Origin of the sequence: Pyrococcus horikoshii OT3, assembly GCF_000011105.1 — an archaeon.
Taxonomy (GTDB): domain Archaea; phylum Methanobacteriota_B; class Thermococci; order Thermococcales; family Thermococcaceae; genus Pyrococcus; species Pyrococcus horikoshii.
Genome location: NC_000961.1, coordinates 233,998 through 256,569, shown reverse-complemented (window position 1 = coordinate 256,569; position 22,572 = coordinate 233,998). Strand labels below are relative to the sequence as shown.

General features: G+C 40.1%; 21 protein-coding genes, 1 other RNA gene and 1 pseudogene. 10 read left to right on the top strand and 13 right to left on the bottom strand.

The features are described from left to right. The first annotated feature begins 49 nt into the window (after positions 1-49). Together PH_RS01290 and PH_RS01285 are read left to right on the top strand one after the other, a co-directional pair. Positions 50-2,290: a hydrophobe/amphiphile efflux-3 (HAE3) family transporter gene (locus tag PH_RS01290; RefSeq protein WP_048053078.1), complete on the top strand. Its 2,241-nt coding sequence runs from the start codon at positions 50-52 to the stop codon at positions 2,288-2,290. Continuing rightward, positions 2,287-4,986 (top strand): COG1361 S-layer family protein, encoded by a 2,700-nt coding sequence (locus PH_RS01285; protein WP_010884383.1) that lies wholly within the window; start codon positions 2,287-2,289, stop codon positions 4,984-4,986. Before PH_RS01290 ends, PH_RS01285 begins: the two co-directional genes overlap by 4 nt. 34 nt (positions 4,987-5,020) lie before the next feature. On the opposite strand, the gene metG is transcribed toward PH_RS01285, so the two are convergent. After that, positions 5,021-5,350 carry a methionine--tRNA ligase subunit beta gene (gene metG / locus PH_RS01280; RefSeq protein ID WP_048053077.1) on the bottom strand — a complete coding sequence of 110 codons (330 nt, stop codon included), beginning with the start codon at positions 5,348-5,350 and terminating at the stop codon, positions 5,021-5,023. Between the two features lie 132 nt (positions 5,351-5,482). Between metG and PH_RS01275 the strand changes: the two genes are divergently transcribed. From PH_RS01275 to PH_RS01265, 3 genes are read left to right on the top strand one after another with little or no spacing between them, the layout of a single operon-like run. Next, complete coding sequence (locus PH_RS01275) at positions 5,483-6,226, top strand: KaiC domain-containing protein (protein WP_048053076.1); 744 nt, start codon at positions 5,483-5,485, stop codon at positions 6,224-6,226. Next, on the top strand, positions 6,226-7,065 hold the full coding sequence (locus PH_RS01270) for a transcriptional regulator (RefSeq protein WP_010884380.1): 840 nt from the start codon (positions 6,226-6,228) through the stop codon (positions 7,063-7,065). The genes PH_RS01275 and PH_RS01270 overlap by 1 nt, the downstream gene beginning before the upstream one ends. A gap of 4 nt (positions 7,066-7,069) precedes the next feature. Further along, complete coding sequence (locus PH_RS01265; RefSeq protein ID WP_010884379.1) at positions 7,070-7,912, top strand: SDH family Clp fold serine proteinase; 843 nt, start codon at positions 7,070-7,072, stop codon at positions 7,910-7,912. Here PH_RS01265 and PH_RS01260 read toward each other — a convergent pair. The 4 genes from PH_RS01260 to PH_RS01250 are packed head-to-tail and all read right to left on the bottom strand — an operon-like array spanning position 7,909 to position 11,597. Next, positions 7,909-8,409, bottom strand: coding sequence for a PUA domain-containing protein (locus PH_RS01260; RefSeq protein ID WP_010884378.1), 501 nt, complete (start codon positions 8,407-8,409; stop codon positions 7,909-7,911). The genes PH_RS01265 and PH_RS01260 overlap by 4 nt on opposite strands. Beyond that, positions 8,399-8,575, bottom strand: a complete 177-nt coding sequence (locus tag PH_RS09855) for a hypothetical protein (RefSeq protein WP_173026567.1) — start codon at positions 8,573-8,575, stop codon at positions 8,399-8,401. The genes PH_RS01260 and PH_RS09855 overlap by 11 nt, the downstream gene beginning before the upstream one ends. A 27-nt stretch (positions 8,576-8,602) precedes the next feature. Continuing rightward, on the bottom strand, positions 8,603-10,129 hold the full coding sequence (locus tag PH_RS01255) for a dihydropteroate synthase-like protein (RefSeq protein ID WP_010884377.1): 1,527 nt from the start codon (positions 10,127-10,129) through the stop codon (positions 8,603-8,605). Position 10,130: 1 nt separating this feature from the next. Then, entirely contained in the window at positions 10,131-11,597 is a 1,467-nt protein-coding gene (locus PH_RS01250; protein WP_010884376.1) for a DHH family phosphoesterase, read from the bottom strand. A 122-nt stretch (positions 11,598-11,719) separates the two neighbouring features. On the opposite strand from PH_RS01250, the gene PH_RS01245 reads away from it, so the two are divergent. Then, a complete protein-coding gene (locus tag PH_RS01245; protein ID WP_173026565.1) occupies positions 11,720-13,390 on the top strand; it encodes a hypothetical protein in 1,671 nt (556 codons plus the stop codon). Here the strand turns inward: PH_RS01245 and PH_RS09540 are convergent. Both PH_RS09540 and PH_RS01240 read right to left on the bottom strand, forming a co-directional pair. Beyond that, positions 13,389-13,444: C/D box small nucleolar RNA (locus PH_RS09540), an RNA gene on the bottom strand. The genes PH_RS01245 and PH_RS09540 overlap by 2 nt on opposite strands. Before the next feature lie 54 nt (positions 13,445-13,498). Next, a pseudogene (locus PH_RS01240) lies at positions 13,499-14,038 on the bottom strand (asparagine synthase-related protein); the annotation flags it as partial. A 116-nt stretch (positions 14,039-14,154) separates the two neighbouring features. On the opposite strand from PH_RS01240, the gene PH_RS01235 reads away from it, so the two are divergent. The 3 genes from PH_RS01235 to mce are packed head-to-tail and all read left to right on the top strand — an operon-like array spanning position 14,155 to position 16,000. Beyond that, positions 14,155-14,589: a cobalamin-dependent protein gene (locus tag PH_RS01235; protein WP_048053075.1), complete on the top strand. Its 435-nt coding sequence runs from the start codon at positions 14,155-14,157 to the stop codon at positions 14,587-14,589. A 50-nt stretch (positions 14,590-14,639) separates the two neighbouring features. Then, on the top strand, positions 14,640-15,593 hold the full coding sequence (gene meaB / locus PH_RS01230; RefSeq protein WP_010884371.1) for a methylmalonyl Co-A mutase-associated GTPase MeaB: 954 nt from the start codon (positions 14,640-14,642) through the stop codon (positions 15,591-15,593). A 5-nt stretch (positions 15,594-15,598) separates the two neighbouring features. After that, positions 15,599-16,000, top strand: a complete 402-nt coding sequence (mce, locus tag PH_RS01225; protein WP_048053074.1) for a methylmalonyl-CoA epimerase — start codon at positions 15,599-15,601, stop codon at positions 15,998-16,000. A gap of 3 nt (positions 16,001-16,003) precedes the next feature. Here the strand turns inward: mce and PH_RS01220 are convergent, their stop codons facing one another. From PH_RS01220 to PH_RS01205, 4 genes are all read right to left on the bottom strand, one after another. Beyond that, the gene (locus tag PH_RS01220; RefSeq protein ID WP_010884369.1) at positions 16,004-16,276 is read right to left on the bottom strand and encodes a hypothetical protein; all 273 of its coding nucleotides are present in this window, start codon (positions 16,274-16,276) and stop codon (positions 16,004-16,006) included. 3 nt (positions 16,277-16,279) lie between these two features. Continuing rightward, on the bottom strand, positions 16,280-16,927 hold the full coding sequence (locus tag PH_RS01215; protein ID WP_010884368.1) for a phosphoribosyltransferase: 648 nt from the start codon (positions 16,925-16,927) through the stop codon (positions 16,280-16,282). 43 nt (positions 16,928-16,970) lie between these two features. Then, a complete protein-coding gene (locus tag PH_RS01210) occupies positions 16,971-17,855 on the bottom strand; it encodes an asparagine synthetase A (protein ID WP_010884367.1) in 885 nt (294 codons plus the stop codon). A 143-nt stretch (positions 17,856-17,998) separates the two neighbouring features. After that, positions 17,999-19,891, bottom strand: coding sequence for a phosphoadenosine phosphosulfate reductase family protein (locus PH_RS01205; protein WP_010884366.1), 1,893 nt, complete (start codon positions 19,889-19,891; stop codon positions 17,999-18,001). Between the two features lie 73 nt (positions 19,892-19,964). Between PH_RS01205 and PH_RS01200 the strand changes: the two genes are divergently transcribed. Then, complete coding sequence (locus PH_RS01200; protein ID WP_010884365.1) at positions 19,965-20,501, top strand: CBS domain-containing protein; 537 nt, start codon at positions 19,965-19,967, stop codon at positions 20,499-20,501. A gap of 55 nt (positions 20,502-20,556) precedes the next feature. Here PH_RS01200 and PH_RS01195 read toward each other — a convergent pair whose 3' ends face one another. Both PH_RS01195 and PH_RS01190 read right to left on the bottom strand, forming a co-directional pair. Next, positions 20,557-21,300, bottom strand: a complete 744-nt coding sequence (locus PH_RS01195) for an RlmF-related methyltransferase (RefSeq protein WP_010884364.1) — start codon at positions 21,298-21,300, stop codon at positions 20,557-20,559. A gap of 28 nt (positions 21,301-21,328) precedes the next feature. Beyond that, positions 21,329-22,555, bottom strand: a complete 1,227-nt coding sequence (locus PH_RS01190; protein WP_048053073.1) for a M20 family metallo-hydrolase — start codon at positions 22,553-22,555, stop codon at positions 21,329-21,331. Positions 22,556-22,572: the final 17 nt, after the last annotated feature.

The window sequence follows — 22,572 nt, the reverse complement described above, 5'->3', positions numbered from 1 at the left end:
ATTCCAAAATTATAAAACTTTCGGAAATTTCCGAAAGTTGGGTGAGATCATGCTAAGGAAGATCGCGAGAATTATAGTAGTCTACAGACACAGTCTTGCTGTAATAACGATATTCCTACTGATATTGTCAGGTTACGGAATTACAAAGCTTAAATTTGAAAGTGATCTATCTAAACAGCTACCAGAAGATTTAGAAGCTGTTAAAAATTATTTTACATTACAAAATGAGTTTGGAGGGAGTGGATCGGCCTTAATCTATGTTAAAATTAAAAGCCCTGACAAGGTTGCTGACATTAGGGATCCAACCGTTATAAAGGCCATGTACTCCCTAGAACAGAGACTAAAGGATAAAGAATATGTTACGGATACCTTCAGCATAGCAGATTTGGCCGTTCAAATCTTAGGAAGACTCCCAAATAACATCGAAGAAGTAAAATTCGTCCTCAACATGCTACCAGAAGATGCCAGAAATGGACTTGTAAGTAGAGACTACTCGTCAACAATCATAATAGTTAGTCTAAATAGGGAAAAGAATCAAAGAGCCCTTGTAAGGGTATACAACGAGATCAAGAATGAAATCGAAAAGTCAAACTTTCCAGAGGGAGTTGAAGTTGTGCTAACTGGAGACCTTGGAATAACGTACAAGATACTCGAAATGCTACAGAATGACATGAATAGAACCATGGCCGTAGCTGGGATTATTGTTATAATTCTCCTTCTGTACTTTTACAAATCCCCAATTAGGATGCTAGTTCCTCTTATCCCTCTAATCTTTGGAGTTACTATGACCCTGGGTTTTATGGGCCTCCTTGGAATTCCACTAGATATAGCAACGAGTACCGTTGGAGCTATGATAATAGGAATGGGAATAGACTATGGAGTTCACGTAACCAATAGGTATTATGAGGAGAGAAACAAAGGTAGATCCCCAGAGGAAGCTGCAGAAGAAGCAATTTCAGAGACAGGAAAAGCATTGCTAGGAGCTGCATTAACCACGATAGCAGGCTTTCTTGCGCTCTCACTTTCTATATTACCCTCCCTAAAAAGGTTGAGCATTAGCTTAGTAATGGGATTGGGACTTGCAGCGGTGAATGCAGTCATTGTAACTCCAGCATTAGCAATACTTGAGGAGGAGTTCAGGACTAAGATATTAGGGAAAAAGGGAGAAATAATATCAATTGGAGGAGAGGAAGGGAAATTAGGATTCATATTTTCTAGATTGGGTTTATTCATAAAAAGATCTCCATGGCTCGCTCTTCTAATAGCCGTGATGATATCAGGAGTTTCTCTCTATGGAGCTACGAAGATAACGACCGAGGTGAGGTTAGAAAAGATGATACCAATGGATATGCCCGAGATACAAGCCCTAACAGATATAAGGTCTGAGTTTGGAGGTCAGGATGAGATAACAATATTAATAAAAGCGGATGACGTGAGAGATCCTGAGATAGTTAGATCAATTTTAAGATTTGAAAGGGAGGTTAAAGCTGATTCCTACATAAATAACGTCTTTGAAAGTGAGAGTATAGCTGATGTTGTAATTGAAAAATACGGCTACATACCAGAGGATAAGGAGAAAATTGCCAAGGCCTTAGAAGGGTCTTCCCTAGTATCTTCAGATTATTCATTGACTATTGTAAAGCTAAAGGGGAACTTTATGGGAGTTACCCAGGAAGATTTCAATAAGATAATGGAGTACTTTGAGGAAGAGCTGAAGAGAGCGAACTTCCCGCCTGGAGTCAAGGCCGAACTTGCTGGGGAGTCTTACCTCAACTACGTTTTAGATAACCTCGTAAACGAGGAACTAGGTAAAATCTCAACGATAGGAACTATTATAGTCGTTTTAATTGTATTTGCAATATTTAGGAGGCCAACTGTAGCTGTAGCAATGATAATGCCGATGTTCCTGGGAGCCCTTTGGACAATTGGCTACATGGGATTAGCAGGGATACCCTTCTCCCAAACTCTAGCAGGTGTCGTATCAATGATAGTCGGTCTTGGAGTTGATTATGGAATGCACATTACCCATAGATTCCTAGAAGAGTTAAAGGAAGGAAATAAAACACCAATAATCACTGCAATGGAAAGCGTTGGTCCAGGAATACTTATCGGAGCTTTAACTACTGCTGGAGGATTTTTAGCACTATTAACTGGTCGTTTAACGGCTATACACGATTTTGGAAAGGTTCTTGCTGTTGGAATATTCTCATCAATGTTAGCTGCTTACCTCGTAACTCCCGCTATACTTCAGCTTGAATTTGGGAGAAAAATTAAGGAGGTGAAAGAATGAAAAAGCTTTCATATATTCTCATTCTTTTAATCCTTACAGCTCCCCTTCCACTTTCATTAGCCCAAGGCCCAGAGCTACTATATGAAGGGTACATGAATAAGGGGGATTACCTGTTAGTGGGGCCGCTTACCATTTTCTTAAAAGACGTCGTCTATGACATCAATGACGGAAAATGGAAAGCACTCTTTATAGTATTTAATGAAGATATGGAACCTGTGGGTCCAAATTTAACCCTAATATACGTCCCAGATCCAAATAAGGTTCAGAATCTACTCCAAAATCAAACCTTCCTAAGAGCAATGGCAGAAACTCTAGGTTACAACCCAGATAATCCCATCGAATATGCAGAATTCCTAAGATGGCTATCCACAGCTTCCCAGATGGAGGTCTGGAATGCTATAGTAAAAACAATAGAGGAACATCCAGAGCTAGGGATAAAGCTACAGGATATAGCGAAACCTTATTACGTACCGAATGCCCGACCGGTTGGAGTAAATGAAACAATAAAGATTGAATATAGAGGGAAGACAGTTTACATAACAGTACTAAATACATATCCAAATGGTGCAAGGGTCAGTATAAGCGGACCAGTTCAATGGAGAGCTTCCATGGTTCAGGGCCTACTACTTTCTAGGATAGAAGTAAAAGGTACCGTAAAGCCAGGACAATTCTTCAACGTAAATGTTCATTTGAAGAACATTGGATCTAGGAAAGTTAGATTTGTTACTGTTATTTTATCCCCAACTCCCGTAGTTCCAAATGTTGCAAGGTCACATACTGGCGAAGAAAGCATAGCAACGACGATCCCTCAGGTTCTCACCCAAACTGGAACAATTCAAGGGACATTATATCCAGTAGAAAGTTCGGTTAAGTTCATTGACATCATAGAGCCGGGGGAGGATAAGGTTATAACCTTCCTATATAAGGTAAATGAAAATGCAAAACCAGGAGATTATCCCCTTTATCTTACGGTAGTGTATTTCTCATACACAACGGGAGAAAACCTTGAGCAGAGGGTATCCTATGACACAGCTATCGTGACAGTTTCCAGGGATCACGAAGCCAACTTCGTCATAACTCAAGAAGTACCCAGAATAGTTCACCCTGGAGATGACTTTACGATAAAGTTAAAGTTTAGAAACTTAGGAGAAGATACAGCTAAAGATGTCAGAGGAGAATTAATCCTTGAGGACTTAACAGGGAGAGTATTCTCGCCAGTTTCCCCGAGTACATTTTATCTTAAGTTCGTAGATCCTGGAGAAGAGTTCAACAAGACATTTAAGCTTCACGTTAGTGAATCTGCAAAGACAGGAACTTATGTATTCAAGGTTAGATTGAAGTATTACTCGGGAGATAGCAATAAAGAAAAGACTCAGGAATTTACAATATCAACTACCATTATAAGGAGGAGGGAAGCGTTCATAGAGATCGAGAACGTGACGATAGAGCCAAAGAAAGTGGAGCCTGGGATGACATTCAGGGTAGTATTCACCTTAAAGAACGTTGGTGAAGGATATGCAAAGGCCCTTGAGATCAGGATAATACCCACGGAAACCCTCGTTAGAAGGGAAATAAAGAAGGTAGATCTGTCTCAACTCTCAAATCTTCCAATTCCTGGGGGACAAGAGTTATCCAAGAATCTTCAAACGGCCTTCAATCAAATAGTCGAGCAAATAGCCCAGGAAAGAGTTCCAGCATTCCTACCTATCGGGGAAGATAACGTCAGGTATGATGGGCTCATAACTCCAAATCAAACAATGAAAGTAGAGTTCACGCTTAAAGCAAATGAAAGACTTGAAAACAACATTTATCCCCTTAAAATTGAGCTAAAGTACTTATCTTCCCCAGATGACAGGTTAATCTCTGACGAGAGAATCATCGGAATTGACGTTACTGGAATTGAGAAGCTCGTCATAACTTCCGTCTCAACTTCTCCTTCAAGGATATTACCAGGAACTTCAAATGTCGAGATTTCCTTTACCCTTGAAAACGTCGGAGATGGGAAGGCCGATTACATACTTCTCATACCAAATCCAAGGTTCCCATTCAAGTTAAGCGAAACCAGTAATCAGATAATTAATATAGGTAGCCTAGGAAAAGGAGATTCAGCACGAGCATCGTTTAAGGTTGACGTAGATGAGAATGCAACGTCTGGAAGGTACTATATCCCAATAACGATGGAATATAGAGATCCTTCAGGAAACTTTAGGGTTCTAAATGTTACACTTCCAATAATAATCGCAGAGAAACCAAAACTTGTCATAACTAATGTGAGATTTGGAAGCGAACCCTTGCAAGGAAAGGATGTGAATGTATATGTAACTGTTAAGAATATTGGAGGAGAGCAAGCCGAAAGCGTAACAATAGAAGGAGTTGTCAGATCGTCACAACCCTTCACATTGGTAAAAAGAACGGATTACATAGGAACCCTCGATCCAGGAAAGAGCGGAGAGGGAGTTATAACCCTCTCAATAGAGAAAGATGCCCTCCCAAAGGTATACAACATCCTTATAAGGATAAGGGCTGTAGGAGACAAGGAAAAAGGAGATGATAACGTCTATATATTTGAAGAAACAGTGAAAATACCGGTAAAAGAGAACGTTGAAAGTGCAAAGAGACTTAAGATATTAGCATTAGTTGCTGGAATTCTCGCGATACTAATAACTATAATAACATACCTTAAAAGGAGAAAGTAAGTGTAATCTAACTATTTTATTTTTTATTACTCTCTCACCACACCCTAGCTCCAACCGGAACCTCTTCAGGAACTGGAATTAGGTATACCTTACCATCCTCAGTCTCGGCAAGGATCAGCATACCTTGACTTTCTACTCCTGAAAATTTTTTCGGCTTTAAGTTAACTACAAATATAAACTTCTTTCCTTCAAGTTCTTCAGGAGGTATCTGATCTGCTATACCTGTAACTATCGTTCTCTCCTCATTTCCAAAGTCAACTATCAATTTAATTAACTTCTTTGTCCTCTTAATCTTTTCAGCTTTCTTCACAAGTCCAACTTTCATCTGAAACTTCCAGAATTCATCGACATCGTATAGTTCCATATAATTCACCCTAGAAAGATTATTAAATCTTAAGTTTTTATATTTGTGGATAAGGAAACCCTTAAATATCTTGACGACGTTATAGTATCATGAAGTTAATAAAACCATAGATAAGAAATGGTGGTGAATATTATGACTAGGAGAGTCAAAACTGGAATTCCGGGAGTTGATGAGATACTTCATGGAGGAATACCTGAAAGGAACGTCGTACTACTTAGTGGAGGACCTGGAACTGGAAAAACAATATTCAGTCAACAATTCTTGTGGAATGGACTTAAGATGGGTGAACCAGGAATTTACGTAGCCCTAGAGGAGCATCCAGTTCAAGTTAGACAGAACATGGCCCAATTCGGTTGGGATGTTAAACCATATGAAGAGAAAGGAATGTTTGCGATGGTGGATGCATTTACAGCTGGAATAGGTAAGAGCAAGGAATATGAGAAGTACATAGTTCACGACCTTACCGACATTAGGGAGTTCATAGAGGTGCTGAGGCAGGCGATAAGAGATATTAATGCAAAGAGGGTTGTCGTTGATTCCGTAACGACCCTTTACATAAACAAACCTGCAATGGCAAGGAGCATAATACTTCAACTTAAGAGAGTTTTAGCCGGAACTGGATGTACCAGTATATTCGTAAGCCAGGTAAGCGTAGGGGAGAGAGGATTTGGAGGTCCTGGAGTTGAGCATGGAGTTGATGGGATAATAAGGTTAGATTTAGACGAAATAGATGGAGAACTTAAGCGTTCCTTAATAGTCTGGAAGATGCGCGGAACTAGTCATAGCATGAGAAGGCATCCCTTCGATATAACCGATAAGGGAATAATCGTGTACCCCGATAAGGTTCTGAAGAGAGGAAAGGTTCTAGAATTATAATGGAGGTGATCAAAGTGTCAGAAATTGAAATCCCACTAAATCCAATAACTAGGAGCGAGATCCATCAACTAGAGAGCTTATTACTGTTCGCAACCCTCTTCAGACCAGAAGTTATTGAGTTGATAAAAGATCCAGCAGAGAGACTCACGTGGGTGGATAGCTTAGCGGTAGCGGCAGGTGCGATAGCAAGAGAGAAAGCAGGAATGACTGTTAGCGAGATAGCAAGAGAGCTCGGTAGAACTGAGCAGACGATAAGGAAGCATTTGAAAGGGGAAAGCAAAGCTGGTCAGCTTGTTAGAGAAACCTACGACTTGATCAAGCAAGGTAAGCTGGATGAGCTGATAAAGACTATAGAGATGATAGAAAAAGGAGGACTAAAAGAGGTAGTTGCAAAGGAAGAGTATGAAAAGCTACTCAAAGAGTATGAAAAACTAAAGAAGGAATTCGAAGAGGTAAAAGCCAAGCTTGAGGCTACAGAGCTTGAAAATCTAGAGAAAGCCAAGAAGGAAATTGAAGAACTAAAAGAAAGAATTGAAACATTGGAGAAAGAAAAGAAAGAGTTAGAGAAAGAGCTCAAGGAAAGTAAAGTGAAGCTAATGGAATATGAAGCCAAAGCAAAGAAAGTCGAAGAACTGGAGGAAAAGCTAAAAGAATACGAGGAGAAGAGCAGAGAAATTGAAGGTAGGATAAAAGATTATGAAGAGAAAATAAGAGAACTTGAAGAGGAGAAGAAAGGACTTGAGGAGAAGATAAATGTCCTTGAAAATAGGATCGAAAATCTAAAGAATGGCATTAGAAGCGCAAAGGAGGCACTAGAAAGACTTCTCGAAGAGGGGTGATAGAGTGGATCCTCTTAGTGGTTTCCTAGGTTCCTTAATTTGGTGGTTTCTCTTTTTGTACCTTTTGCTGTGGCCTCAAATGCAGTATAGACAACTACAACTGGCCAGGGAGAAGTTATTAGAGAGGCTTGCCAGGAAAAGGAACTCCACTGTTATAACGTTAATCCATAGGCAGGAAAGCATAGGCCTCTTTGGAATTCCAGTTTACAGGTTTATAAGCATCGAAGACAGTGAAGAAGTTTTAAGGGCAATAAGGATGGCCCCAAAGGATAAGCCGATAGATCTGATAATTCACACTCCTGGAGGTTTGGTCTTAGCCGCAACCCAGATAGCTAAAGCTCTAAAAGATCATCCCGCCGAAACTAGGGTTATAGTCCCTCACTATGCAATGAGTGGTGGAACCCTCATAGCGCTGGCCGCTGATAAGATAATAATGGATCCTCATGCTGTTCTAGGCCCTGTTGATCCTCAACTCGGCCAGTACCCAGCACCTAGCATAGTGAGAGCAGTAGAAAAGAAGGGAGTTGATAAAGTCGATGATCAAACCCTAATACTAGCTGATGTTGCAGAGAAGGCTATAAGGCAGGTTAGGGATTTCATATTTAATCTCCTTAAGGATAAGTACGGTGAGGAGAAGGCAAAGGAATTAGCCCAGGTGTTAACTGAGGGAAGATGGACTCATGATTATCCAATTACCGTAGAGGAAGCCAAGAAACTAGGATTAAACGTTTCAACTGACGTTCCAGAGGAAGTTTACGCTCTTATGGAACTCTATAAGCAACCTATAAGACAAAGAGGAACGGTAGAGTTTGTCCCATATCCAATGAAACAGGAAGGTAAGCATTAACGCCTTAAAAATTCTCCCACATCTTTTAAGTTTTTTATGAACTTTTCATCATTCCTGGGATTTATCATGCCAATTCCTATTATATCTCCAAGATCATTGTAGATTAGTATCTTTCTACTTCCCTGCCAGTTAAGCTTCTTGACTGCCCTTTTCGGGACGTCTTTTCCAGTTGTGAACAGGAAAGATGCCTTTGGGCCAAGAACAGCATAGTTTTTCGTAACCTTCACTAGGGAGAAGAACTCTATATTTGGATAGAATTTTTCAACGAGGTTATCATCTACTCTTATAGTTCCAACAAAAGTTCCCAGAGAATAAGGCTTAAGTGGAAGCTTTTCCACGAGCTTCCAAACGCTCTCATTGACTGCGTAAACATCCCTATACTCACCCTCAACTATGGAAAAAAATTCATGGGAAAGTTCCCCGTACTTCTCAGCTTCCCTTAAAATTAGATCGAACTCCCAGGAAGAAACTCTTCTAACCCTTAGCTCACCACTCATCTTCCTCCTCTTCCCAATCCTCATCCTCTTCGAGCCAATCTTCCTCTTCCCAATCTTCCTCCTCCCACTCTTCCCACTCCTCCTCTTCTATCCAATCCTCTTCCATCTCCTCCAAAAGCTCCTCTTCCTCCTCAAATTCGTTTTTAACTTTCTTTTTTGGTTGCATACTCTCTCCCTCAAATTTTAGGTTAGATTAAGGGTTATAAATCTTTTTAGTATAAAAATCCCTGAAAAGCTCTTCTTCCTGGGCATAAGATCTTCTAAGCTTTAACGCAGTATATGCCTTTTCTAGCTCCCTACCAAGATAAAAAGCATGTCTCGGAGAAAGCGAAAAATAGTCAAGGATCGTGTCCATTATCTCATTGGGTTCATTTCCGACTATAGTTATGACAAGATTCATCCCCTTATAGGCATTTACATATATCTTCCCATTATCCACGAATATCCTAAAGTAGGTATCCTCAAGCTTTACCTCTTTACGCTTCGCCTCAACGATATTTTTTGAAATCTCAAATCTCAATCCTTTATCTTTCTTCTCCTTTAAGAGAAGTAAGTTAAGACCAACATCCTTTACACCGCCCAAGAGCGTCATGTCAATAGCCCTTCTAAGCTCTCTAATGGATCCAGTGCATTTCCTACTTACTTCAGTTGTCAAGAGCATTGAGATCCTTAATTCGCTGGCTATTCCAGCGAGAAGGGCATTTATCCCAGGACTGTCAGCATCCGTCATCTCAGTAACGTTTCCCACACCAGCTAGCATTATATCTTCCCTGTTTCTATCCCTGTAAAGGGAGAAGGCCACTATTGATCTAGAGAATCCCGGATAATGCTCGAGTATTAGATCAGCTATAATCCTTTTATATCCAAGAGATAATGCTTTTTCCTTTAATTTTTCAAGAGATTCAACCCTATCTCTGGGATTTAATGGAAAATAGCCATTTTTCATATCAGTTGGAATTAAGACTACTGGTTTGTCGGTAACTAGGTCCTCCACATTGCTCCAGTCTACGCTAAGGATCATGTCAACGAAGTCAAGGCCAGCTTCAAGCTCCTTAGCATTTAAAGAATCAAGGGATATTGGAACTTCCCTACCTAAAACTTCCCTAAACTCTGGTATCACATCTAAGAATTTAACATTTGTTTCCCCTGCTACCATACCAATGTCAACAATATCGGCCCCTTCACTAAGGTAATAATTTGCTTTTTTTACTAGTCCCTCGAGGGATAGTTTAGGTGCATCAACGATCTCAGCAATTATTCTAGCTGGAAAGTCAAAACCTACGGGAAGGGAACCAACTAGAATGTTCCAAGGTTTTTTTAGTGCCTTTCTTATGTAAGATTTGTTTTTAGTTTTGTTCCTTATGTCCTCCACTTTCCTTAGGGCATCCCTAGAGAATAGCTCATCAGCCGGTATCGTTTTACTGAGTTTAAATCCCTGTTTTATTGCCTTTAGAACAATCGGTAAGTCAATGGCATTTTTCGGACCTTTGAATGTTGGAATGCCCGTTTTCTCCTCAATTATTTCTGTGGATCCCCTAACGAGACCCGGAATCAGAATTATGTCATAACCCTTTACACCGGCCTTCTCCAAGAAATCAGCTATCATCCTGGGAGTTAAAAATGCCGCAACTGTTACAGGGGTTACAAAAACATCACATCCCTTCCCATATTTTCTTACAATTGGTTCAGCAAGTTTTCCCGTAACGAGTAGGATCTTCACATCATGAAACCTCCTTCATTCCGAGGGCTTCTAAGAACTTCTCAGTAATGGCCTCCTCAACGAGCCTTAGTAAGGATGTCTTATCCCTTGCTAGCTTGAATATTCCAAGTGGAATTCTAGCTCCACCGGCCTGAGGATGACCTCCTCCACTTCCGATTTCTCCAAATGCTTCCTTCATGACGTTTCCTATGTTGACCCTAACATCCCTAGTTCTCGCTGAAATTTCTATCCTATCATCAACTATTCCAAATACTAGTACAGTTGTTATTCCCTCCAGCCTTAATAAGAAGTCTGCTGCCTCAGCTATAGCATCCCTATTTGCTATAAATCCCACGTTACTTATTATCACATTCTTGTATATTTTTCTGTTTAAAATAGCCCTTGCTAATATTTCAGCAGTTTCCGTGCTTATATCTGGAAACTCTATCTTATCTAGCAACTCATAGTTAACTTTCCCAGTCAGGAACTCTATAGCATTTATGTCAACTCTACTCAACTTGGAGAACTTTTTTGTATCAATATACATCCCATAGAAGAGGGCCGTTGCGAGGGTTTCAGTTATCGGTATTTCGAGGGCCTTGAGGTACTCGGCCATTATGGAAGAAGTTGCATTGACATCGGTCCTTATATCTACGAAACAATTAGGAGGCAACTTCTCTCTTAAATTTTGAAGTATCTGATGATGATCGATTATAATTTCAATCTTATTCAAATCCTCTTCATCAAGAATTGTTATATTTCCATTCGGTTGGGCATCCACTATCGCGATGGCCTTATGCCTCTTTATCTCATAACTTCCCCTGGAGACCTTCCTAAACTCCATTCCAAGAACGTTAACCATGGCCCTATTTTGATGATGGGTTATATCCCCACCATAAACTATCTGAGTCTTTAATCCAATGCTCTGGGCTATTACTGCAAGGGCAGATGCACTTGCCATACAATCGGGATCTGGATTGTCATGCATAACTATCAGCAGAGTATCCGTCTTCTCCTTTATTTCGTTTAACTTGTTCAGCAACTTAAGAGCATTCTTCTTTTCTCCTATTTTTTCTATCGTTTCAACTACATTCTTTACAATTGCAGTTCTTGGATTTATCACATAGTCTATCTTCACATCCATTTCATACTCCTCTTTTAATACGGATTCTATGTCCTCGACAGATCTATCCTCGGGGAGTATTATCAAAACAGATGCGTTCTTATTATTTGACTTAACGACATGGAGCGTCTTAGCAATGGTCTGAACATCCATCGTTGTAATTATTATCAAGTCAGCCCTCTCAATATGAGCCTTTAGTAGGGTTGCTGTGTAGGAAAAATCCCCCTGAACAACCTGAAGGCCACTCTCAGCTAAAGCTTGTGCCCTTATGCTATCCTTCTCTATCACAGTCACATCAAATTCTCCAATTAAAGCTTCAGCTATAGCTCTCCCTAACACCCCTCCCCCAAGGACTAACACCCTCATGACGCTCCACCTATAACCAATAATGTTTAAATATTAGGCATTGGAGTATTCTTTTAATAATCCTAACTTTCCTACTTATCATCCTGAAAATCTAAGGGTATATATATCTAATGGTGATGAAGATGGAAATCCAAGGACTTCAACCAAAGATAGAAAATGAGGTCTGTCTATCTGGAGAAGAAGTCCTTAATTTGATTAATGAGAATATTAGAGACCCGAATATCAGGGGTGCATATGTAAGGATCTTTGGAAAGGATGAGAGTGGACAATACATCATAGATATGATAATGGATAAAAAAAGGATACTTGCAATAGAATGTACAATCCTTAATAAGAAGGAGATAATCCATGGAGAAGAAGCTCTTAAAAAATTTGTAGAGCTTTCTGACTTACCATTAGTAGCGACCTTATATCCACTAGATAATGAGTCATTTAAAATGGTACTAGCCAAAAATATTGAGGTTTTCTCAAAAACCCCGGCCATTCCACTTCAAGAGATCTTCAAGAGGGAAGCGAAAAAAACTATAGAAGGAGCAATAACTGAAGCGAGGGAAGCAAGGGAGAAGGAGATAAAAGAAATAGAAAGAGAAACAGAGAAGATAAAGGAAGAAAAAGAAATCAAAATCCCTGAAGAGATCACGATAAACGTCAAAGGTGATAGTGAAGGAAAAGTAAAAGAGGCACTAATGGGGTACATTAATCTTTTGAAAGGAGATATCAATAGACAACTCAAAGGAGCCCAACTAAGGGCTACTAGAATAAATGCAGAAATTGGAAAAGGAACGGTCTCCCTTATTGGAGAATTTTACATAACGGCCAATGATGGAAATCCAGAAGTTTTAAAGAGAAGAGCATTATTCCTAATTAACAAACATATACCAAAGATCATGAAAAGCACAAACTTAAAGCCAATAATCAAGGATCTAAAGGTTAACGTTGTCGTCGGTGAAGTTGTTACCTCCATGGAAGAGAGGGAGAGGGAAGATACTTCCCTATGGAAACTAACTAAACCACCAACCCACGAACTAGCTCCGAACCTTCATCTTACGATAGATCCCAAGTTTAAGCAGTATTTCACGGGCTTTGCCAGAACTTTACTTAAGGAAATTGAAGATGAAGGGATTATAGTGGACAACCTAGACTTAGAAATTTTGGGAGGAGTCAAAGAATTTGAAATTAATATTAAGCTTGAAGGAAAATCAAAAGAGCTAGATGAGCCAAAGTTACGGGCTATTATAAGTTCTCTCGCCAAGAGACATGCTTCAGAGTTAAGTAAGATCGTCGGAAAATATATTTGGATAAATAACGTAACTGTAGAACTAAAACAGCCAACGGCCGCTGAACTTTCAGCTAAAGCCGCTGAAATCCTTAAGAAAAAGAAGGAAATAGAGAAGGAAGTTGAGAAAATGCTTAAAGAGGCCGGAATAGAGGAGCTTAGCTACCTATTAGAAGACAAAAAGAGAGAGATAGAAAAGACAGTGATAAAACCCAGAATCGATTCAGCGATGGAAACCCTCAGGAAGAAACTACAGGAAAACCTTAAGTCAATACCAAATGCAAATTTAAGATGGATAAATGTAAACCATGAACCTCATGAGAATAGCATTGAGATATCTGTAAAAGCTAGCTTAGCAAAGGTTGAGAGTGAGGGTCTCTTTGGGGTACTGTCAACATTTAGTGAGGAAGAAATAAAGAGAAAGGCCATAGACACTATAGTTAGGACAATAAGGGAAGTAGAAGAAGAAAACCAAATACAAATAAAGTTAAAGAGATTAGATATTTCGGTAAGGTAAATCAGCACTCAAGATCCTCATCACGAATCAGGACCTGCCGAGTTCATCATCTTTAATCCCTACAACCCTAGATTGCATATGTCTACTAGGAAATATAGTTTTTGGGTTAATTCCCCTTTCCCTGAGCATATATCTTAATTCAGCTTCATAATCTCCTTTCTCTAGTTTTTCACTCTCCCTCTCTTCTATTACAAATATACTATTAGCGAGTTCTCTAATCGTCTTATATCCGAGCCCTAGTAGGGGCCTTATGTATGCAACGTTGAATCTATCCTCTAGGGATCTTGCCTTTCGTAGATCTAAAAATGGAACCTTATCATCCCTTCTGGTTCCATCACTAATTCGCTTTACATAGCTCCTTGAGGCCACGTACTCGAGAGCTTTTTCATGAAGAAACTGAATAGCCCTTCCAGGTTTTCCATCCTCTATGCACATTTCCACGGCCATGTTAAGTAACTCTCTGGGAAGTCTAACCACTTCATGTTCAAAGCCTAAGATATCTGCCGTTTCTTTGGCATACTTCCAGTTATCCAAAACCCCAAATGTTATTGTGACTAACCTAACCTCGTACCCCAATTTACGCAAAATCCAAGCTGCTAACGAGGAATCTTTTCCACCACTAAAGAGGTGATAAACATCCCCTAACATGTATCAACCCCCACTCCCAGTTCCAATGAATTTGTTAAGTTCCTTACGGGATAAAATATCCATACTAGCAACTCTTAAATATTGTTTCATAGAATAGAATCCCAGGGGTGAGAAAAATGGTTGAAAGGTCAAAGGTTAGAGTTCTCGTGGCAAAACCTGGGCTTGATGGTCATGATAGAGGGGCTAAAGTTGTAGCTAGGGCATTAAGAGATGCTGGCTATGAAGTGATTTACACAGGTATAAGGCAGACACCTGAACAGATCGTTGAAGCTGTTATAGAGGAAGATGTAGATGTTCTAGGGATAAGCATCCTTTCGGGAGCTCACATGGTTCTGATACCTAAGATACTGAAACTCCTGGAGGAGAAGGGTATTAAAGTAAATGAGGATGTTCTTGTTGTTGCAGGGGGCATAATCCCTCCAGACGATGCAGAAGAACTAAAGAAGATGGGTGTAGCCGAAGTCTTTGGCCCAGGAACTCCTCTTAGGGAAATAATTGAATTTATAGACAAGAACGTTGGAAAATTAAAGAAGTTTCGAGAGAGTTCATAACCCTTATCTTTTTAACTTCCTTCATTGGATAATTTCTCCAGTGATGAAAAATGCAACCTATAGATGAACTTATAGAAAGGCTAAAAAAAGGGGATAGAAGGGCCGTTGCTAAGTTAATAACTCTCGTAGAAAATGATGAAAGCAAGGCAAAAGTTATTATAAAGAAAATCTATCCCTTAACGGGGAACGCTCATATTGTGGGAATTACAGGACCTCCAGGAGCAGGAAAGTCAACTTTGCTAGATAAGCTGATTAAAGAAGCGAGAAGAGAGGGATTAATCGTTGGAGTAATAGCCGTAGACCCAACATCACCTTTTACAGGAGGGGCATTGCTCGGAGATAGGATTAGAATGCAAAGACACTCAACAGATCCTGGAGTATTCATAAGGAGCATGGCCACAAGGGGATCTTTAGGAGGGTTATCCAAAGCCACAAATGATGCAATAAAAATTCTAGATGCTTATGGGTGTGACGTTATATTTGTTGAAACTGTGGGAGTCGGGCAAATAGAGGTAGATATCGTCAAAACGGCCGATACCGTTGTATTGGTAACAATCCCAGGGTTAGGAGATGACGTTCAAACTATAAAAGCTGGGCTAATGGAGATCGCTGATATCTTCGTTGTAAATAAGGCCGATAGAGAAGGGGCCGATATAACTTATTTTGAGCTAACACTAGCATTGGATCTAGAAAAGGAAAAATGGGAAAAAATTGGTTGGAAACCACCAATTATTGAAACCGTTGGGACTACCGGAAAAGGAGTTAAAGAACTTTGGGAAAAGATAAAGGAACATAAAAAATTCCTAGAGGAGAGTGGGAAGTTAGCTGAAAAGAGAAGGACTAGAATTGAAGAGGAAGTCAAAACTATAATAGCTGGAATCGTTGCTAAGAAAGTTGAAGCTTCACTTAGCGAGTTTGAAGATATAATATCCATGGTTTTAAATAAGGATTTAGATCCATACTCTGCAGCTGACCTCGTCTTAGAAAAGATCGTCGGGAGGTGATATGGATGTTTAAGAGGATAGACCATGTTGGAATTGCCGTTAAGAACTTGGAAGAAGCTATTAAAATCTGGGAAGGGCTTGGATTTAAGGTTGAAGAGATTGAAGAAGTCCCAGATCAAAAAGTTAAGGTAGCAGTCATAAAGGTTGGGGAAAACAGAATTGAGTTGCTGGAGGCCACAACTGAAGACTCCCCAATAGCAAAGTTCATCGAGAAAAGAGGAGAAGGGATACACCACCTGGCAATTAGGGTAGAAAACATCGAAAGTAAACTGGAGGAGCTGAAACAAAAAGGTTACAAACTTATCGATGAAAAACCAAGAGTTGGGGCAGGAGGAGCAAAAATAGCATTTATCCATCCAAAGAGTGTAACGGGAGTGCTCCTGGAGCTATGTGAAAGGAAAGAGTAAATTTTATTCTTTTTTTACATATGGCTTTCCTATTGCTACCGTAAATCCCTTGAATGAATCATCTCTTCTGTTAAACTCCATAGCCAACGGTAAATCATTATCCTCGTTAACAACGATCCTTATCAGCCTTGCTCTCGGGTGATTTTCAAGGTATTCTTCTTTCAAACTTTCGTAAGAATCTAAGGCACTCTCGATAGCATCCTTGTTCATTTCATACATTTCCCTGGAGTAGTTACTGTGGGACTTTATATTCTCTATCGTCTTCCGTTTGTCCAATATTCACACCTTCATCCAAAAGCCATTTTCAAACTTAAAAATGTTCCTCTTTTCAGCAATTCTTAGGGCTTCTTCAAGTTTTTCTTTAGGAACTTCAATTCCATGCAACTCCTTAAATAGAGATACTATTTCTTCAATCGTTAATTTCTCCTTTTCCTCGAAGAGATTGCTCGTTAAGTTTATCATATCTTCCACGAAGTTCCAAGGGAATACTACCCATACCCAGTCGATATCTTTTGCATAGTAATCGGGAATGAACTTCGATCCCTTAATGTTTAGTAGAGTAGCTGTTTTTATCTCCGCAGGATTTCTTGATTTCATGTATTCATAAGCTAAGCTCATACTTTCTCCAGTATCAGTTATGTCATCAACTATGAGGACCTTCTTACCTTCGAAATCATACTGGGTTCCATACTTAAGCCTAGCTCTCCCATCAGGTGTTGCTGTAATTCCCCAATGTTCGACTTTCACGCTTACTAAGTCTTTAACTCCTAAGTAGTCACAGTAAAGCCTAGCAGCTATCCACCCACCTCTAGCAAGTCCGACTATAACATCTGGCATCCATCCACTTTCTAGTACTTTCCATGCTCCTGTCTTTGCCCATTCTTCGATATCTTCCCAGGAGGCAAGGTAAGCTGGAAACGCCTTCATGAGCTCCCTCCCAAAAGAAGGGAGGATAATAATTTAAAGTTTTTCATATCATCGCCGGAATTCCCGGAATCCTTGGAAAGAGTTGTACTTCTGAAACGTGATGAGCACTTACAATAAATCTAACAAGTCTCTCCACTCCGATTCCGGCCCCAGCACTTGGTTTTAACTTGCCGGCCCTTGCTATTTCTAAGTAAGGTTTGAAGGATTCTTCGCTTAAGCCTGAAGCCCTTATCTTCTCGATTATCTTCTGGTACTCCCACTCACGTTCTCCACCACTTAGAACTTCTCCATATCCATAAGGGAGAATTAAGTCATAGTTTCTCCAAACTCCATCCTCCTCCCTGTCATAGAATTCCCTAGGAATGTTGATTACCCAAAACGGTTCCTCCATTACTTGACTCGCCTTCTCATCACTTCCAAATTCATCCAAGATATCCTTATACTCATACACTTTGAAATGCCTAGCTTTTGGAAAGTCTCGCCCAGTCCACTCTTCCGCTTTCCTAAACAATCCATGCATCAACTCCTCAACTAGGGATATTATGTCCTTCATCTTGGCCCCTTCAACCTCAAAGTCGAATTGAGTAAATTCGTAAGCGTGCTTTCCGTCATCTCTTTCACGAGTCTCTATCCTTATGTTTGGAGAAAGAACAAAGATTTTCTTAAGTCCCATCGCTATTGCAAGCTGCTTGTGGAGGATCATGCTATGTGTAAGCCTCATCTTTTTCCCGTATACCTCTACCTCTAGTGGCTTTACCCCCTCCTCTGCTGGATCTGGCCATAAAGGATCAGTTATGGGACTTAGCATTACTGGGAGCAACCACTTGAAACCTTTCCCTAGAAAGTACTTTGTCATATAGTCCAATATTCTTGTCTGAATGTCAATTACTTTATATATATCCCTAGATATTATTTTAATAACACTCATTTTTTCACCTAATTGACAGTATAAAGCGCCATATTTATGACGATTATGCCAAAATATTTGTAGAATATTCAAAAGATAAACAATTAAAATTTGTTATATTAAAAAATAGACAAAAAAATTAATAAAAATTTGCCTATATAATCTCAAAGGATATTGTCAACACCTTTGATCACAACCAATGGACAAACATTCATGCATTCCCTACAGTGTGTACACTTCTCTAATGAAACAACGATCTTTTTTCTCTTTTCATCAAGCTCTATAGCTTCTTCCGGACAGCTTGTGATGCACACCCCACACCCAACACACTCATAAGCCCTTTTTAATAACAACACCGATGAATATGCCTCCTCAAGGGAAGGAGAGATAATTACGTTCTTATCTTTATCAAAGATATTCTCTCCAGCCTTTAGATAATTATCCCCCTCCTCCACATTACCAAGAATTGGAGCAACTTCACGGATCCTAGTAAGATTTAACTTCGTTGAAGGTCTTACTATGTACTTACCTTCCTCTTCTTTAATATCAAACTTGATCACTTCCCAGCTCCGCTCTTCTGGGATTTCAACTCCTAGCTCTTTAGCTAAGACCTTCTCCCTTCTCCCTACCCTTCTCCACCGCCAAAAGCCATACTCTATCCACTCCCTTGGTAGGCCAAGTCTTTTCCTCCATTTTTCTAGTTCTCTATACCATTTTTCCCAGAGTTCTGGTTTCTCTTCTTTTAACCTTTGGATTTCAGCTAGCGATTGGCTCGGACATAGAAAACAGCCTATTCTATCTATTCCCTTCTCATAAAGGGGATTGTACTCTAAGCCTCTCGAAAAGATATAAAGCCATACCTCTAAGGCCGTCCAATGGAAGATCGGAGCAGCCCCTATTTCATTCGGAACCCACTTATTCTTCCAGACCCTACCTTGCTTATATCGCTTGAAGCTTTCAAACTTTCTTTGACCAACGAACATCAAAACTCCATTAGGAAAGTGCTTCCTTATTGCTAAAGTTATTGGCCCGAGCTTGGTTACTTTGCAACACCATCTGTAATCCATTCCGGGAGGAGAAAAGATATTAATAGCCCTCCAAAATGCGTCACCAGCATCTGCTATTATGAAGTTTAAGTTTTTATACTTCTCCCTCAGCTTCATCACGTATTCCACGGTCTCTGGAAACTCTATTCCAGTATTGTTAAAAAAGACTGTAAAATTGTTAAATTCTTCCATTGCTAGACCTAAAACAGCTAAGCTATCCTTTCCCCCAGAAAATGCTACTGCCACTGGGAGCTTAAACTTCTCAGCAACGCTTCTCATAAAATTCCTTGCTTCTCTAACTTTCTTTTCTAATTCGGCTGAATTTGCTTTGATAACATCTTTAATGGTTGCTTTTCTCCCATTTAATCGTTTTCCACTTCCCTTACTCTTTCTTTTCATCTTAACGCCAGTTCCTCTCGCTTGGGGATTAATTAACTCATTATAATCCTTTTTTGCTATTCCAACTCCAACAACTTCCCCATCCTCAGAAACTACTATAACCTCATCCCCTCTCCTTATGCTCTCTTCCGCTTCTATCACTCCAACGGGAAGGACATTAGCACCATTTTTCACAGGTTCTACGGCCCCTCTATCTATAATTACCCACTTCTTAAGGGATTTACCAAATTTTTCCCACAAAAGTTTTGCCCCTTCCTCTTTTAATCCTGGCTTCCATTTTAATTTCCTGGGATTAAAGGAGATTATCCCAAATATAAAGCCATCAAATATTATCTCGTAGCTGTCATCTTCTCCAGGAATTTTGTTGAGTAAAACTATTTTCCCTTCAAGTAGCTCTCCCAAGTCAACTCCATAGTGCTCCCTAAAGACTTCTCTGATTAGTTCTATATCCTTAGGGAAAGCGAACCTAACGTCTCCTGGGGGTGTTAGAGTGATTTTGAACACACTATCTTTTCCGTGTATGCTACACGTATCTCCTATTAAGGGAACGTTACATTTCTCGCACCAATATATCCAAAATTTACCTAAGACTACAGGTCCCTTCTTCCTCACATTCTCACCATCACTCCCTCACATAATATTTTTAAGTGCCTTTGGGTAACTGAAGTTGAAGGGAGGGGTAAGCATGGCACCAAAGATACTAGTGGAGCAGATCGTCAAAAGGAAAGCTGTAGTTGTCAAACCGACAGATAGCGTTCATAAAGTTGCCAAGGTCTTATCAAAGAATAAAGTCGGAAGCGCTGTCGTAATGGATAAGGGTGAAGTTTTGGGAGTGGTAACTGAGAGAGATATCTTAGACAAGGTAGTCGCTAAGGGAAAAGATCCAAAAGAGGTTAAAGTAGAGGAGATTATGACAAAGAATCCAGTTAAAATAGAGTACGACTATGATGTTCAGGATGCAATTGAATTAATGACGGAAAAAGGCGTTAGAAGGATTCTTGTGACGAAGTTTGGGAAGCCAATAGGATTTGTCACCGCAACGGATCTCTTGGCGGCCTTAGCCTCTCAGAATAATGAAGAGGAGGAAAAAGAGGAAGAAGAACCCCAAGTTTACGGAATATGTGAGCTATGCGGTCAATATGGTCCCCTATACAAGGTATACTACGAAGGCCATGAAATATGGGTCTGTGAGAACTGCAAGGATTTAATAGAAGGTAAGTAATTGAGATGAAGAAAAAGCACCTCCACTGAGTGATGATGACACGCCCACGGTCTGATCAAACTGTTAGGATTAGGCTATGTCTCTTTCTCGTTCCAACTTTGAATAAAATATCCCTTACTTCATAACCCAACCTTATTCCCTTCATCTTAATTGCATTTAATAAATCCCTTTTGTGCGGCAGGAATAGTGCAACTTTTCCACCAGCATTTAAATAATCTAGGGCCTCATTAAGCAATTTTATGGAGAACTCCTCCCCAAATTTACCTCCACCTAATGCTTCCCTCTCAGTCAATACTCCCCCACTATGTTTTTCATAATAGGGAGGGGCCGAAAATATTACGTCGAACCTCTCACCTCGAGGAACGACGCCCCTAATTATACCGCCCGAACTCTTTAGCAACTTAATCCTGGAGTTATTCCTGGCTATGTTCAGCTTAGCATAACTGTAGAATTCATTATCTAATTCTGTGGCCGTAACATCGCACTTGAATACCTTCTCGGCAATTAGGGACATTAAGGCCGTATGCCCTGTGCCTATCTCGAGAACCTTTTCTCCACCTCTCAAAAACGTTTTTAAGAATATATACCTCGATATTGGAGGTGTTACAAGACCTTTTGGATGATATTCAATATCAAGATCAAATAGTACTTTCGCAACGGCCTTGTTGTAAAGTATTCGTGCTTCCCTATTCGAGAAATCAAGCCTCCCCTTTTCATCTAAGAAGTTCTTAAGTTCTGGAAAAAGCTCAACAGCTTCCTTAATTGGAAGGCCAAGCTTACCATCTCTCCATTTGATCATTTAGCGATCACCAAACAAAATAAAGAGCTCAAAGAAGGGAGAGAGCTGCCATTACCTTTGCATCCTCAACTATGTTCTCTATCTTAGCGTACTCATTTGGCTGGTGAGCTGTCTCATCCAAGGTAGCCCACACTACCGCAGGTATACCGATCTTCCTGAAGAATGCAGCAAAGGTTCCCCCGCCTATCCCACCCACTATAGGTTCCTTATTTCTAAGCAACTTTAAGGCTTCCTTAAGCAAATTCACTATCTTACTGTTTGGATCCGTTGGCTTTGGAGCATCTAATCTTTGAAGAATCTCGAGATCATAGCTAGCTTTGTACTTTTCAGTTATTTCAGTACAGATCTTCCTAACATCCCCTATTATCTCATCTAGACTATAATCTGGAAGAACCCTACAATCGAAGACGAACTCATGCTCTCCTGGGATCACGTTTGGCGATCCGGCTGGATTATTGACCATCGTAGGTTCAAAGGTGCTCTCAGGAGGATCGTAGAGTTGATCCCTCTTAGAGTACTTCTCATGTAGGAATTTATCCAGGGATACTAAAAGCTCGGAAGCTATTCTGTGAGCATTTATACCCTTGTGAGGCATGCTTGCATGAGCTTGCTTACCTTTTACCTTGATCTTCATCCATAATATACTCTTCTCCGCAACCTCAATGAACGTTCCTTCCGAATTCCCACCATCTGGAACGAGGACAAGGTCATCTTTCTTAAATAATTCTGGATGGTTTTTTATCAGCCATTCAATTCCATATTTGCTTCCTGTTTCTTCGTCACTAACAAAAGCAAGAACTACCGTTCTCTTGGGTCTAATGCCAAGATCCATTAGGGCTTTGACAGCGTAGAGTGATGAAACTATAGCCTGTCCGTTGTCTTCAGAGCCCCTACCATAAACTTTTCCATCTTTAACAATCGGCTTAAAGGGTTCAGTAACAGTCCAACCTTCCCCAGGAGGAACTACATCAAGGTGGCTCAGAATCCACAACCTTTCATCACTTTCCCCATAGTAATAGGCTACTATGTTTGGCCTAACGCCATTTTTAGCCCTGGGATCTGGAGCATTAAAGGTCTCAACCTTGTCAAAAGGCAAGCTTCTTAAAATCTCCAGCAACTTTTCGGCCTTATCATATTCTCCAGTTCCGCCAAAATCTGGTGAAATTGCAGGGATCTTGATTAATTCAATTAAAGTAGAGACCATTTCATCTCTTAGGGAGTCTATTTCCCTAGCTACCTTGTCAAGAACTTCCATGCTTACCACCAAAGATA